Raw genomic sequence first — 13,489 nt, forward strand, 5'->3', positions numbered from 1 at the left:
CACCCACCCCATACGACAACGCCGGCTCCCAAGACCACAACCAGGTCTTGGGAGCCGACGTCACGCACGGGCCCGAATAAACCAACAGCGTCCGCGACAGCGTGCCGGGCCCCCGAACGCAACCGTCCGGCCGGGCTCAGCCGAGGAGGCCGCCGACCAGGCCGGGCTTCTTCGGCGGAGGGCTCCCGCCGGTCCCGCCGGCGGCCCCGCCGCTGCTCCCCGAGGAGGAGGACGGCGGCTTCTGCGGGGTGGTCTGCCGCGGCGTGCTGCGCGGGGTCTGCTGCCGGCCGGTCGCGCCCTTCGTCGCGGAGGGCGACTTGGACCCGGTTCCGGTTCCGGCGGTCTCCCGGGCGGGCTCGCCGCTCGCGCTCCGGCCGGACTTGGCGGCCGGTTCGGAGGCGGTGGCGGACGGCTTGGCCGGCGCCCTGGTGGGCTGCTGCGTCGGCTGCTGCCGGACGGGCGCCTTGGGGAGCGGCTGGCCCGGCAGGTAGTTGCTCGGCGGCTCGCCCGGCCCCGGGACGGTGACCACGGTGCTGGAGCGGACGGCCCCGCCGAGGAGCGAGCCGATGAGGAGGGTGAGCCCGCAGACGACGGTGGCCATGACGGCCCCCCGGCGCAGGACCCGCCGCCGCAGCTGCCAGACCTCGGAGCGCGGCCCGAGGGTGCGCCAGGCCTCGCCCGCGAGCCGCCCGTCGAGGGAGTAGACCGGGGCGCCGGCGATGATCAGCGGGCTCCAGGCGGCGAGGTAGATGATGTCGGGCGCGTCGTACGCGGGAACCGTCTTCCAGCTCACCGTCATCAGCAGCGCGGCGGAGAGCAGCGCCCCGAAGCTCGCGGCGAACCGCTGCCACAGGCCGAACACGGTGAGCACGCCGACGATGACCTGGAGGAACGCGACGCTCAGACCGGCGCCGACCGGGTGCGCGAGCGCGAAGTCGCGCAGCGGCTCGGCCAGCGCCCACGGGTGCAGGGTGTGCAGCCAGGTCACCATGGAGCCGCGCTCGCCGCCGTCGAAGTAGACGGGATCGCACAGCTTGCCCATGCCGGCGTAGATGGAGATGAACCCGAGGAAGACGCGCAGGGGGAGCAGCACGACGCCGAGGTTCATGCGGCGGCCCGGGTAGTACGAGGCCTGCCCGCGGCTGTCGGCGGACCGCCGGGAGTCCGTCCCGGGCCCGGCGCCGACCGGCGGCTGCCCGTACGGCAGGTCCCGTACGGCGGCCAGCGGTCGCGTCTCGTCCGGGTCCCCGTAGCTGCGCTGGCCGATGACGGTCGGCTTGGCGAGCGTGGCGTCGGCGAGGTCCTGGGCCAGGTCCACCCGCGGGATGGTCTGGGTGGTGCCGCCGTCGTACTCGTCGTGGCCGCGCCCGGCCTCCCGCACCGCCTGGAGGAGTCCCCCCATGGCGGCCGCGTCGCCGGGAGCCGCCTTGCCGCTCCACACGACGGGGGCCCGGCGGCGGGTGGCTCCGGCCGCCGCGACCACGGCGCCGCCGAGGACGGGTGCGCGGCCGGGGGCGTTCGCGGGCTTGGAACGCGCGCTCGGGCTCGGTGCGAGCCGCACGCGGAAGCTGGCGTGGTTGACGATGACCTGTGCGGGATCGCACGGCACCTTGACCATGCTCAGCGCGGGCTGGTCGTCGAACCCTGACGTTCTGGTGTCCACACTCATCTAACCGAGTGATCAGTGTTTAGGACACTGCCTTGACGTCAGGGATCTGTCCGAGACCCGTCAAGATCAAGCCACCCCGCCCGTAACGGGCGGGGTGACACGCTCACGGGTCACTTTCCGTGGGCCAAGTGGATCAAGCCGTCGGGCCGTTCGGGCCGGTCGGGCCGGTCCCGCGGATCAGACGCGGCCGCGGTCGGCGCGGCGGCGGGCGGCCTCGTACAGCACGACGCCGGCGGCGACACCGGCGTTGAGGGACTCGGCGCCGCCCGGCATCGGGATGCGCACCAGGTAGTCGCAGTTCTCGCCGACGAGGCGGCCGAGGCCCTTGCCCTCGGAGCCGACGACGATGACGACCGGGCCGCCGAGCGCCTCCAGGTCGTTCACGGTGTGCGTGCCCTCGGCGGCGAGGCCGACGACGGTGATGCCCGCCTTCTTGTACTCCTGGATGGCGCGCGTCAGGTTGGTGACGCGGGAGACCGGGGTGCGCGCGGCGGTACCGGCCGACGACTTCCAGGCGCCCGCGGTCATGCCGGCGGCGCGGCGCTCGGGGATGACCACGCCGTGGCCGCCGAAGGCGGAGACGGAGCGGACGATCGCACCGAGGTTGCGCGGGTCGGTGACGCCGTCGAGGGCGACGATGAGCGGGTCCTCGCCGTTGTCGTACGCGGCGGCGGTGAGGTCATCCGGGTGCGCGTACTCGTACGGCGGGACCTGGAGGACCATGCCCTGGTGGTTGAGCCCGTTCGTCATGCGGTCGAGCTCGGGGCGCGGGGCTTCCATCAGGTTGATGTTGCCGCGCTCGGCCGCGAGCTGGAGGGCCTCGCGGACGCGCTCGTCGTTGTCGATGAACTGCTGGACGTAGAGCGTGGTGGCCGGAACACCGTCGCGCAGCGCCTCGAAGACCGGGTTGCGGCCGACGACCATCTCGCTGGTGCCCTTGGGACCGCCGCGGCGCGGGGCCGGGCGGCGCTTGGCGGCCTGCCGGGCCATCGCGTTGCTGATGCGGTTCGCCTTGTGCTTCTTGCGGTCCTCGGCCTTGGGGGTGGGGCCCTTGCCTTCCAGGGCCTTGCGCCGCTGGCCACCGCTGCCGACCGTCGCGCCCTTCTTGTTGGACGTGCGGCGGTTCCTGCGCTGGCTGTTCCCGGCCATGACTTCTACCTGTTTTCGTTGATGCTGCGGTGTGTACGTATGAAGAGTGTGCCGCCCGGGGGGCCGGGCGGCACAGTCGGACTGCTCCGGTGGACTCAGCGGGGGCCGAGCGTCCAGCGGGGTCCGGTGGGGCTGTCCTCGATGACCAGGCCGGACTGCTGGAGCTGGTCGCGGATGGCGTCGGCGGTGGCCCAGTCCTTGCGGGCCCGGGCCGATTCCCGCTGCTCCAGAACGAGGCGTACGAGGGTGTCGACAGCGCCGTGCAGGTCCTCGCCCCGGTCGACCTCGCCGGCCCAGTGCGGGTCGAGCGGGTCCAGGCCGAGGACGCCGAGCATGGCCCGCACCTCGGACAGGCGCGCGATGGCCGCTTCCTTGTCGTCGGCCGCGAGGGCGCTGTTGCCCTGTCGGACCGTGGTGTGGACGATGGCGAGCGCCTGCGGGACGCCCAGGTCGTCGTCCATGGCCTCCGCGAACGCGGGCGGGACCTCGGCGGCGGGCTCGACGGCCTTCCCGGCCTTCTCCACCACGCGCTGGTAGAAGCCCTCGATCCGGGCGAAGGCGGACTCCGCCTCGCGCAGGGCCTCCTCGCTGTACTCGATCATCGACCGGTAGTGCGGGGTGCCGAGGTAGTAGCGCAGGACGATCGGGCGCCACTGCTTGACCATCTCGGAGACGAGGACCGAGTTCCCGAGGGACTTGGACATCTTCTCGCCGGACATGGTGACCCAGGCGTTGTGGACCCAGTACTTAGCGAACTCGTCGCCGAAGGCCTTGGCCTGCGCGATCTCGTTCTCGTGGTGCGGGAAGATCAGGTCCAGGCCGCCGCCGTGGATGTCGAAGGCCTCGCCGAGGTACTTGTGCGCCATGGCGGAGCACTCCAGGTGCCAGCCGGGACGGCCGCGGCCCCAGGGGGTCTCCCAGGAGGGCTCGCCGGGCTTGACGGACTTCCACATGGCGAAGTCGCGGGCGTCGCGCTTGCCGGTCTCGCCGGTGCTCTCCGGCTGGCGGATGTTGTCGAGGTCCTGGCGGGACAGCGAGAGGTAGCCGGGGTACGACTTCACGTCGAAGTAGACGTTGCCCTCGGACTCGTAGGCGTGACCGCGCTCGATGAGCCCGCGCATCATCTCGACCATCTCGGTGACGTGGCCGGTGGCGCGGGGCTCGTAGGTGGGCGGGAGGCAGCCGAGGGCGGCGTAGCCGTCGTTGAAGGCCCGCTCGTTCTCGTAGCCGATGGACCACCAGGGGCGGCGCTGCTCGGCCGACTTCGCGATGATCTTGTCGTCGATGTCGGTGACGTTGCGGACGAAGGTGACCTCGTAGCCCCGGTACTCGAACCAGCGGCGCATCATGTCGAAGTTGAGGCCCGACCGGATGTGCCCGATGTGCGGGGCGGCCTGCACCGTGGCGCCACAGAGGTAGATCGAGACACAGTCCGCTGTGAGCGGGGTGAAGTCACGGATCTGCCGGGCGCTGGTGTCGTACAGGCGAAGAGTCACGGCATCCAGGGTAGTGCGCCCATAGCAGTGCCCCGCGACCCTTTCGGGGCGCGGGGCGGGTTTGTTGCCGAAGCGGTGTCGGCGGCGGCGCGGGCGGAGGACGTACTAGGCCCGATTCGTCCGGTACACGAGGGCCGTGGCGAGGGCGGCGAGGCCTTCGGCCCGGCCGGTGAGGCCGAGGCCGTCGGTGGTGGTGCCGGAGACCGACACGGGGGCGCCCGCGGCGGTCGAGAGCGCCTTCTGCGCCTCTTCGCGCCGTTTGCCGACCTTGGGGCGCACGCCGATCACCTGGACGGCGATGTTGCCGATCTCGAAGCCCTCGGCGCGGACGATGCGGGCGGCCTCGGCGAGCAGGGTGGTGCCCGAGGCGCCCGACCACTCGGGGCGGGACGTGCCGAAGTGCGCGCCGAGGTCGCCGGCGCCGGCCGCCGAGAACAGGGCGTCACAGGCGGCGTGCGCGGCGACGTCGCCGTCGGAGTGCCCGGCGAGGCCCGTCTCCCCCGGCCACAGCAGCCCGGCGCACCACAGGTCGCGGCCGGTCTCGAAGGCGTGCACGTCGGTGCCGATGCCGACGAGCGGGAGCAGCGGGGCCTGCGCGGCGGCCCCGGACCCGGACCGGGGGCCGTCGTGGCCTGCCGGGCTCGGTCGGCCTGCCGTGCCTGCCGTGCCAGCCGGTCCTGCCGGTCCTGCCGGTCCTGCCGGTCCTGCCGGTCCTTCGGGACTAGTACGCATCGGTGGCCCTCCTGCGGGCGAGTACGGCCTCGGCGAGGACGAGGTCGAGGGGGCGGGTGACCTTGAATGCCTCTTCGTGGCCGGGGACGACCACGACGGTGACGCCGAGCCGCTCCACCATGCCGGCGTCGTCGGTGGCGCCCTCCCCGTCGACGGGGATCTCGGCGTGCGCCCTCAGGAGGGTGGCGACGTCGAAGCCCTGCGGGGTCTGGACGGCGCGCAGCCGGGCCCGGTCGGGGGTGGAGACGACCGGCTCGGGCTCGCCCGGCCTGCCTGGCTCGACCTCCTTGACGGTGTCGGCCAGCGGCATCGCGGGCACCACGGCGGGCGCGCCGTCGCGGACCGCCTCCACGACGGAGTCGACGGTGTCCACGGGGACCAGCGGCCGGGCCGCGTCGTGGATGAGTACGGAGGTGACGTCGGCCGGCAGCGCCTGGAGGCCGGCGCGCACGGACTCCTGGCGGGTCTCCCCGCCGGGGACGACGAGGACCTCGGCGCGGTCGGGCAGCGGGTGCTCGTCGAGCAGGAGGCGCACCTCGGCGGCGCCGTCGGCGGGGGCCACGACGACCACCAGGGAGACCGCCCGGGAGCGGGCCATCGCCCGGACGGCGTGGATCAGCATCGGGGTGCCGCCCAGTGCCCGCAGGGCCTTGGGGGCGCCGGGGCCCAGGCGTACCCCCCGTCCGGCGGCGGGGATCACCGCGGCGGTGCGGTGCGGTCGCGTTTCGTCAGACATCGGTAACTCCGGGTTGCGCAGCCAGGTTTGTGGCTTCGGCCGACATGGGTATGGCCCTGGGTGGTGTGCCGGGTGCGACGCCCTCGCCCCTTCCGTGACGACCGGTCGAACCGGCTGCCCGGACCCGGTACACCGGTGGAGTCAGGGTTTCAGTACGGTGCCAGGAGTACGCCGGACGGTGCGGACGCAGACATGCCGCAGCGCCCGGCAACAGGTCCCTCGTGGAGGAGGGGCCTTGTCAACGGGCACCGCGGCACAACTGTGCGAACACTGTTCTGATGTACTCAGATCAGAGGAACGGGATACTCGCGTCAGGACGCGAGGACCTCGTCGAGGAGGGCCTCGGCCTTGTCCTCGTTCGTGTTCTCTGCGAGCGCGAGCTCGCTGACCAGGATCTGGCGTGCCTTCGCGAGCATGCGCTTCTCACCCGCGGAGAGTCCGCGCTCGCGCTCACGACGCCACAGGTCACGCACTACCTCAGCGACCTTGATGACATCGCCAGAAGCGAGCTTCTCCAGATTTGCCTTGTAGCGTCGGGACCAGTTCGTCGGCTCTTCTGCGTACGGTGCGCGAAGCACCTCGAAGACCCGGTCCAGCCCGTCCTGGCCGACTACGTCGCGCACACCGACGAACTCCGCATTGTCCGCAGGTACACGAACAGTCAGGTCGCCCTGGGCGACCTTGAGCACCAAGTAGGTCTTGTCCACGCCTTTGATCTGGCGAGTCTCAATGGCCTCGATCAGCGCGGCCCCGTGATGGGGATAGACCACGGTGTCGCCAACCTTGAACGTCATGTGACAGGTACCCCTTCCGTGGCTATCCAGGGTAACACGAGAACTGACTGTTATGAATGGCGTTTTCGCAGGTCAGGGCACCTCTCGGGGCTTGACAACAGCGATGCGAACGTGCTGCGGAAGGGCTCGGGAAGGGGGTATCCGCAGGTCGGGGGCGCTGTACGGACCAGGCGAAAGGGTCACGCTACACCCGTCCGGCAGCTCCGACGGAGTGACGTACGTCCCGTTTTGCGGCGTTCGGAGGTCGGAAAACGAACTACTCCGTTCGACTGGCGGGCCCCGCATCCAGCGGGTTCCGGCCCAATCCGGAATTGATCACGGGGTGGCGTTCGAAGGAATCCGGAATTGATCACCGGGCGACCGGCACGCGATATGCGGGCCCCGCGTGATCGTCGACATGATCGACGGGGGAAGGCCGGGGGAACACCGGGGGAACCGCCGGGACGGAATGCAAGATCGCCGGGCCTGCCGCAGCGCGGGGCCGCGCTGCGGAGGGTCGGGTGCGGGGGCGGGGCGGCGGCTCGGTAACCTAAGCGCGCTGACACACCCTTAGAGCGGCCTCACCTCGGCCGTTCCGAGCGCCCACCCTCCCCTTCCGTTCGTCCAAGGAGATGCCGCCGCCGTGAGCCGCAGCCTTCGACGCGGCGCCCTCGCCGCCACCGCCGTCGTGTTCTCGATCGCCTCGCTGGCTGCATGCAGTGCGGGCAACAACGCTGAGACCCTGCAGATCAAGCCGGACAACGCCGCCGTCACCAAGGGCGAGATCAAGATCCAGAACGCTCTGGTCATCACCCAGGGCGAGAAGGACAAGAAGAACACCGCGGCCGCCGTCTCGGCCACGGTCTTCAACTCCGGCACCAAGGCACAGACCCTCGACGGCATCACCCTCCCGGGTGGCAAGGCCAAGGTCGTGCTGAAGGCGGCAGGGGGCGCCGGCAAGGTGACCGTGCCAGCCGGCGGCTCCGTGATCCTGGGCGGGAAGGGCAACGCCTCCGCGCAGATCGAGCAGGGCGCGGGCTCCGAGGCGGTCACGGACGGCGACGTCCAGCAGGTCGTCTTCCAGCTGAGCAGCACGGGCGACGTCGAGCTGGAGGCCTTCGTGGTCCCCAACACCGGCATGTACGCGGGCTTCGGCCCGACCGGCGCCCCGGCCTCCGGCGTCACGCCGTCCGGTTCCGCTTCCGGCTCCCCGTCGGGCTCGCCCTCCGGCAGCCCCTCCGCGGGTGCCACGGGCGGCGCGGCCGGCTCCTCCCCCTCGGGCTCCGCGTCGGGCTCCGCCTCGCACGCCGCGGGTCACTGAGCCGCGGAACCGTACCCGTACGGGAAGGGCCCCCAGCCGCACCTGCGGCTGGGGGCCCTTCCCGTACACCCGTAAGGAGGACGGCCCACTACGGGCCGCTCGCGGCCTACGGCTCGAACTTGTAGCCCAGGCCGCGGACCGTCACCAGGTAGCGCGGCGCGCCCGGGTCCGGCTCGATCTTGGCGCGCAGCCGCTTGACGTGGACGTCGAGGGTCTTGGTGTCGCCCACGTAGTCTGCGCCCCAGACCCGGTCGATCAGCTGCATGCGGGTCAGTACGCGGCCCGCGTTGCGCAGCAGCATCTCCAGCAGGTCGAACTCCTTCAGCGGGAGGTCCACCTTCCCGCCGGAGACGGTGACCACGTGGCGGTCGACGTCCATCCGTACGGGACCGGCCTCCAGGGCCGCCGGGGTGACCTCCTCCGGCTCGCCGCGGCGGCGCAGGACCGCGCGGATGCGGGCGACCAGCTCCCGCGAGGAGAACGGCTTGGTGACGTAGTCGTCGGCTCCTATCTCCAGCCCGACGACCTTGTCGATCTCGCTGTCCTTCGCCGTCACCATGATCACGGGGACGTTGGAGCGACCGCGCAGCTGCCGGCAGACCTCCGTGCCGGGCAGGCCGGGGAGCATCAGGTCGAGGAGGACGAGGTCGGCGCCGTTGCGCTCGAACTCGTCCAGTCCGTCGGGCCCCGTCGCGGCGATCGCGACCTCGAAGCCCTCCTTGCGGAGCATGTAGGACAGGGCGTCGCTGAAGGATTCCTCATCCTCGACGACGAGCACTCGGGTCACGGAAGGACCTCCGGGGCAGGGATGGCTGGTGCGGTGTGCGGTGCGGGTGCTGCGGCGTGCAGCGGTGGGGCGGATGCGGGGGCCGCCGTCGGGTCGGGCGCGGCCGTCTCGGATGCGGCCGCCTCGGGCAGCCGCAGGGTGAACGTGGAGCCCTGGCCCTCGGAGCTCCAGACCGACACCTCCCCGCCGTGCGAGGCCGCCACGTGCTTCACGATCGCGAGGCCGAGGCCCGTACCTCCCGTGGCGCGGGAGCGGGCCGGGTCCACGCGGTAGAAGCGCTCGAAGATGCGCTCGCGGTCCTTTTCCGGGATGCCGATGCCCTGGTCGGTCACGGCTATCTCGATCAAGTCTCCACCCGGCGAGGTCACCCGGCGCGCGGCGATGCCGACGCGGGTGCGGGCGGGACTGTAGTTGACGGCGTTTTCCACCAGGTTTCCCAGGGCGGCCGCGAGCTGGCCGCGGTTCCCCCAGACGCGCAGGTCGGCGGTGCCGCCGGCGGCCATGGTGATCTGTTTGGAGGTCGCCGTGTGGCGGCAGCGGTCTATGGCCTCCGCCACCAGGGTGTCCACGCGCATCGGCTCGGCGTCCTCCAGCGGGTCGTCGTTCTGCACCCGGGAGAGGTCGATGAGCTCCTGGACGAGGTTGATCAGCCGGGTGGACTCGATCTGCATGCGGCCCGCGAAGCGGCTGACCGCCTCGGGGTCGTCCGAGGCGTCCATGACCGCCTCGGAGAGCAGGGAGATCGCGCCGACCGGCGTCTTGAGCTCGTGGGAGACGTTCGCGACGAAGTCGCGGCGTACGGCTTCGATGCGGCGGGCCTCCGTGAGGTCCTCGACCAGGAGGAGCACGAGGCGGGACCCCAGCGGGGCCACGCGCGCCGAGACCGCGAGGGCCTCGCCGCGGCCGGTGCCGCGCCGGGGCAGGTCGAGCTCGACCTGGCGTATCTCGCCGTCCCGGCGGGTGTCGCGGGCCATGTGCAGCATGGGCTCCACGGCGAGCTTGCCGCCGCGGACCAGCCCGAGGGCGTAGGCCGCCGAACTGGCCTTGACGACGGCGTCGCCCTCGTCCAGTACGACGGCGGATGAGCGGAGCACGGAGAGGACGGTGTCCACTCCGGGAGGGAGTACCGCGTTGATGTCGGGGCGCATGGAGCTCCTGGTGGGGCGGGCTTGGTCGCGCTCGCTCCAGCGGAACGCCAGCATGGCGATGACACCGGTGCAAAGACCGGCTATCGCTGCAGCTGCGGCGACCGCCGCGTTCACGTCCATGCATCCAGGTTAAGCAGGCAGAACGACACTTCCACAGCCGTTCGGGTGGCACCTCGAACACTCGTCGCCCAGAGTTCACTCTGGCGACGGAGTTGATTCACTTGCGGTGCCGGAGTCGGACGCGTTTGCGGCCCACCGTGTCAACGTGGGGCAAGAGGCCGCCCCGGCCCGGCCCCCGGGCAGTAGCGCAGTAGGTCAAGAGAGGGACACCAGACATGCGTGACGCGTACCACGAGGAACTGGACTCGATCGGCGAGAGCCTGGTCGAAATGGCCCGGCTGGTCGGTTCCGCGATCGGGCGGGCCACGACGTCCATGCTCGACGCCGACCTGAAGCTCGCCGAGAGCGTGATCGCCGGCGACCAGAAGGTCGACGACCTCCAGCACGACCTGGAGGCCCGCGCCATCGCGCTGCTCGCCCGCCAGCAGCCGGTCGCCACCGACCTGCGCATCGTGGTGACCTCGCTGCGGATGAGCGCCGACCTGGAGCGCTCCGGCGACCTGGCGCAGCACGTGGCGAAGCTGGCCCGGCTGCGCTTCCCGGACACGGCGGTCCCGCGGGACCTGCACGCCACCATCCTGGAGATGGGGCAGCTGGCGCAGCGGCTGATGGCGAAGGCCGCCGAGGTGATCATCACGAAGGACGTCGACCTGGCGCTCCAGCTGGAGCAGGACGACGACGAGATGGACCAGCTGCACCGCACGCTGTTCCAGCACCTGATGGACGACCGGTGGAAGCACGGCATCGAGACGGCGGTGGACGTGACGCTGCTGGGCCGGTACTACGAGCGCTTCGCGGACCACGCGGTGTCGGTGGCGAAGCGGGTCGTCTACCTGGTGACGGGCGAGCACGCGGACGAGCTCCAGCCGCCGACGGCCGTCGAGGGCGTCTGACCGGGCTGCCGTAGGGCGGACGGGCCGTGTCCCGGCGGCCTTGGCGGTCCCGACGGTCCTGGCGGTCCCGGCGGTCCCGGCGTACGGGCTTTGCGGGGCCTCGACCCAATGCGCCGTTGACGCGCCGGTGCGGCTGGGCATGAATGAGGCGAAGGCGGTCCGTCGTGCGAAGTCCCGTACGCCGCCTGCGAGGAGGAACCATGCCCGATTCCCCCGTCCCCATCACCCCGGAACAGGAGCAGCCGCCGAGGCCGGAGCCGCTGCGGCTGCCGCTGCTCGCCGCCTGCGGCTGCGGCTCGGGCTGCGGCTGCGGGTGCCAGTCCGGCGCCCCGTGCCAGTGCGGCGGCTGAGCCGCCCGCCCGGTTCGACGCGTACAGGGCCCCGCCCCGGCACCCCCGGGACAGGGCCTCTGCGCGCCCCCTAGGATGCGGCGGGGGCGGGGTCGTAGCGCAGAGGTGGTCGCGCGCGGCCTCCAACACGGCGAGGACGCCGGTTCGACTCCGGCCGCCCCCGCCCTTCCCTTCCTCCGCCGTTCCTTTCCCTCCCGCCGCTCCCGTCCCTCTCTCACGTGCCGCTTCCGGAGCTCCCCGTGATCGGCCGCTGCCCCGGGGCGAGGACGGCGCGTGCGCCGGTCGGATCACCGGTCCAGTGTCCCGCCCCGGTCAATGCCCGCCGTGGGCCCGGGCAGAGAGGAGCCCCCGACCTGCGCCGTGTGCGCAGGCCGGGGGCTCGGTCGCTCTGATTACTTCTTCTTGCCCTGGGTCTGGCGGGCCCGTTTTCCTGCCCTGGTCAGAGGCCCACGCACCCCGCCTGACCTGCTGCCGAGCGGTCATCGTTGGTCGTTGTCCGTCACCCCCGGCCACCCTCGCAGGGCCCAGAGAGGGCCCAGGAATGGGGCCCCGGCCGCTGCCGGCCTGCCTTTCCAACTCCCACGTGGCGGCTTGTCGCTTGTCTTGTCGCTTGTCGCTTGTCGTCCTTGTTTCCCCAGGTCACGGCTGAGCGGCATGGCACCGGACAGCAGTTGGGGCTTAAGGCGACAAGCGACAAGCGACAAGCGACAAGCGACAAGGACAGGAAGAACCGCCCTCCGGGCGGCGTCCCATCGGCGCCCCGGCCGGCGCGACTCCGGGAACGTGGCGGCTACCGGGTTCGCACTCGGGCCTTCCAAAGAGGAGCGCTTCAGGGGGCTTGGGGATCGCCGTTTCCCCACCGCGCCGACGCGGTGGTGGAACGATGTCGAAATGAGTCGAACCCAGGGCTTCACATCGTGGTTGAAGACGCACGCGAAGGATCAGAGCGCGATCGGTGACTTGGCGCGTGATGTCGCTGCCGATTCCGACTGGCCAAGTCGGCGGCAGCTCAGCGGCCAACGGGAGTATCTGGAGGAGCGGGGCGCGATCCCGGCTGCGGTGGAGACCCTGGAACGTGCGTGGGAGCTCTACGAGGCTCAGCAGGAGCGGTGATGCACAGGCAAGAGGAGCACCCCCGCCGACGCCGGGGGTGCTCCTCTTGCCTGTGGCTGCGGGAAGTTGCCGGCCAACCTGGGCGCCTACTGGGTAGTGGGTAGTGGGGTCCCCAGTAGAAACGGGCTGTTGAAGGCCCCCGCAAGCTCTAGTGGGGGGCCTACTGGGTAGTGGGGCGGGCACCCCACTACCCAGTAGAAGAGCCGCGTGGGAGGGGGCCTTCCAAGAGGGCGGGTGGGGGCGCCCGCGCCCTTGGAAGGCCTCTCCAGTCGCAGGCAACGACGGCTCTTCAGAGAAGACGGCCGCAGCCACCTGAAGAGCCGTCGGCGCCACGGGAGACATGCAGCTCTTAGCCTTGGGCACCTGCCGTCCTAGAGAGTTGAGGGAAGACAGTGTCCGCAGCGTCCGCTGGACGCTCTCGCTCTACTCTGACCTGCACGAATCGTGCGGACGCTAAGAGAATTGGCCAGCGTCCGACAGTGTCCGCAGCGTCCGCAGCACCCACCCCCGACTAAGAGCATCACCGCAGGTCAAAGCTGCCCCGAGGGAAAGCCACTGCGGACGCTACGCCACCCACTCGGCGCGGCAGCGAGACGAAGAGGCCACCAAGGCGCGGCCAGGTGGTCTCTTCCACACGGCTGCCAGCGGGCGACGGCAGGGAGATCAAAACGGTCAAACACATCGGACGCGGTTACCGGTTACCGGTTACCGGTTACAGGCCGACGACACCGCCCCTTCCCGCCCTGAACAGCGCGAACCGGCGTCCACGCGACCTGTAACCGGTAACCGGTAACCGCCCCACGGCGCATCGGAAGGGGGCTCGGCGTCACGGGCGTCACGGTAGCCGTGACGCCAGAGTCACGCAGGTCCAGGGCACCGAGGCCAGCCAGGCCGTCACGCGCAACGAGGCGTGACGCGGGGCGTCACACCCATGACGTCCCGCCAGTCGCCCACACGGCCATGCCCCACTGAGCGGCGAGCGCGAGCGCAGCGAGCTGCCAGGGGTCGGCGGCCGAAGGCCGCTCCTTCTAGCTCCTTCTCTCGCTCGCAGAGCCCTGGAAACAGGTGCTAGGTCTAGCAACAGGTGGCGCTAGGTCTAGCACCAGTCCTAGTAGGGCTTGGTCAGGTTGGGGCTGGTGTGGGTATGTCGCGGTGGCAGGTGGGGCAGACGCCGGTCCATGTCGCGAGGAGGGTCTGTAGCT

General features: G+C 71.3%; 12 protein-coding genes. 4 read left to right on the forward strand and 8 right to left on the reverse strand.

Annotation, left to right across the window (positions count from 1 at the left end):
• Nucleotides 1-136 precede the first annotated feature (136 nt).
• The 6 genes from ACFWTC_RS37280 to ACFWTC_RS37305 form a co-directional block, all read right to left on the reverse strand.
• Nucleotides 137-1,669, reverse strand: a complete 1,533-nt coding sequence (locus ACFWTC_RS37280) for a DoxX family membrane protein (protein ID WP_383918376.1) — start codon at nucleotides 1,667-1,669, stop codon at nucleotides 137-139.
• Between the two features lie 177 nt (nucleotides 1,670-1,846).
• Entirely contained in the window at nucleotides 1,847-2,818 is a 972-nt protein-coding gene (gene rlmB / locus ACFWTC_RS37285; RefSeq protein ID WP_383918373.1) for a 23S rRNA (guanosine(2251)-2'-O)-methyltransferase RlmB, read from the reverse strand.
• Nucleotides 2,819-2,913: 95 nt separating this feature from the next.
• Nucleotides 2,914-4,314: a cysteine--tRNA ligase gene (gene cysS / locus ACFWTC_RS37290; RefSeq protein ID WP_383918370.1), complete on the reverse strand. Its 1,401-nt coding sequence runs from the start codon at nucleotides 4,312-4,314 to the stop codon at nucleotides 2,914-2,916.
• A gap of 105 nt (nucleotides 4,315-4,419) precedes the next feature.
• The gene (ispF, locus tag ACFWTC_RS37295; protein ID WP_383918422.1) at nucleotides 4,420-4,899 is read right to left on the reverse strand and encodes a 2-C-methyl-D-erythritol 2,4-cyclodiphosphate synthase; all 480 of its coding nucleotides are present in this window, start codon (nucleotides 4,897-4,899) and stop codon (nucleotides 4,420-4,422) included.
• Nucleotides 4,900-5,035: 136 nt separating this feature from the next.
• Nucleotides 5,036-5,782, reverse strand: coding sequence for a 2-C-methyl-D-erythritol 4-phosphate cytidylyltransferase (gene ispD, locus ACFWTC_RS37300; RefSeq protein ID WP_383918367.1), 747 nt, complete (start codon nucleotides 5,780-5,782; stop codon nucleotides 5,036-5,038).
• Between the two features lie 311 nt (nucleotides 5,783-6,093).
• The gene (locus ACFWTC_RS37305) at nucleotides 6,094-6,576 is read right to left on the reverse strand and encodes a CarD family transcriptional regulator (protein WP_003953493.1); all 483 of its coding nucleotides are present in this window, start codon (nucleotides 6,574-6,576) and stop codon (nucleotides 6,094-6,096) included.
• 622 nt (nucleotides 6,577-7,198) lie between these two features.
• On the opposite strand from ACFWTC_RS37305, the gene ACFWTC_RS37310 reads away from it, so the two are divergent.
• Nucleotides 7,199-7,876, forward strand: a complete 678-nt coding sequence (locus tag ACFWTC_RS37310; RefSeq protein WP_383918364.1) for a DUF461 domain-containing protein — start codon at nucleotides 7,199-7,201, stop codon at nucleotides 7,874-7,876.
• Between the two features lie 106 nt (nucleotides 7,877-7,982).
• Here the strand turns inward: ACFWTC_RS37310 and ACFWTC_RS37315 are convergent, their stop codons facing one another.
• Complete coding sequence (locus tag ACFWTC_RS37315; RefSeq protein WP_030009598.1) at nucleotides 7,983-8,663, reverse strand: response regulator transcription factor; 681 nt, start codon at nucleotides 8,661-8,663, stop codon at nucleotides 7,983-7,985.
• Entirely contained in the window at nucleotides 8,660-9,931 is a 1,272-nt protein-coding gene (locus ACFWTC_RS37320; RefSeq protein ID WP_383918361.1) for a sensor histidine kinase, read from the reverse strand. The genes ACFWTC_RS37315 and ACFWTC_RS37320 overlap by 4 nt, the downstream gene beginning before the upstream one ends.
• Nucleotides 9,932-10,146: 215 nt before the next feature.
• Between ACFWTC_RS37320 and phoU the strand changes: the two genes are divergently transcribed.
• The 3 genes from phoU (at nucleotide 10,147) to ACFWTC_RS37335 (ending at nucleotide 12,287) form a co-directional block, all read left to right on the forward strand.
• Nucleotides 10,147-10,824 (forward strand): phosphate signaling complex protein PhoU, encoded by a 678-nt coding sequence (phoU, locus tag ACFWTC_RS37325; protein WP_383918359.1) that lies wholly within the window; start codon nucleotides 10,147-10,149, stop codon nucleotides 10,822-10,824.
• 200 nt (nucleotides 10,825-11,024) lie between these two features.
• Nucleotides 11,025-11,174: a hypothetical protein gene (locus ACFWTC_RS37330; RefSeq protein WP_167344738.1), complete on the forward strand. Its 150-nt coding sequence runs from the start codon at nucleotides 11,025-11,027 to the stop codon at nucleotides 11,172-11,174.
• Between the two features lie 891 nt (nucleotides 11,175-12,065).
• Nucleotides 12,066-12,287: a YozE family protein gene (locus tag ACFWTC_RS37335; protein ID WP_384030390.1), complete on the forward strand. Its 222-nt coding sequence runs from the start codon at nucleotides 12,066-12,068 to the stop codon at nucleotides 12,285-12,287.
• Nucleotides 12,288-13,489 lie beyond the last annotated feature (1,202 nt).

This window comes from Streptomyces sp. NPDC058619, from assembly GCF_042717785.1.
GTDB lineage: Bacteria > Actinomycetota > Actinomycetes > Streptomycetales > Streptomycetaceae > Streptomyces.

Coding starts and splice junctions, on each gene's coding strand:
- ACFWTC_RS37330 (WP_167344738.1), top strand. CDS start 11,025: ATGCCCGATTCCCCCGTCCCCATCACCCCGGAACAGGAGCAGCCGCCG.
- ACFWTC_RS37305 (WP_003953493.1), bottom strand. CDS start 6,576: ATGACGTTCAAGGTTGGCGACACCGTGGTCTATCCCCATCACGGGGCC.
- ACFWTC_RS37280 (WP_383918376.1), bottom strand. CDS start 1,669: ATGAGTGTGGACACCAGAACGTCAGGGTTCGACGACCAGCCCGCGCTG.
- ACFWTC_RS37320 (WP_383918361.1), bottom strand. CDS start 9,931: ATGGACGTGAACGCGGCGGTCGCCGCAGCTGCAGCGATAGCCGGTCTT.
- ACFWTC_RS37335 (WP_384030390.1), top strand. CDS start 12,066: ATGAGTCGAACCCAGGGCTTCACATCGTGGTTGAAGACGCACGCGAAG.
- ispD (WP_383918367.1), bottom strand. CDS start 5,782: ATGTCTGACGAAACGCGACCGCACCGCACCGCCGCGGTGATCCCCGCC.
- phoU (WP_383918359.1), top strand. CDS start 10,147: ATGCGTGACGCGTACCACGAGGAACTGGACTCGATCGGCGAGAGCCTG.
- rlmB (WP_383918373.1), bottom strand. CDS start 2,818: ATGGCCGGGAACAGCCAGCGCAGGAACCGCCGCACGTCCAACAAGAAG.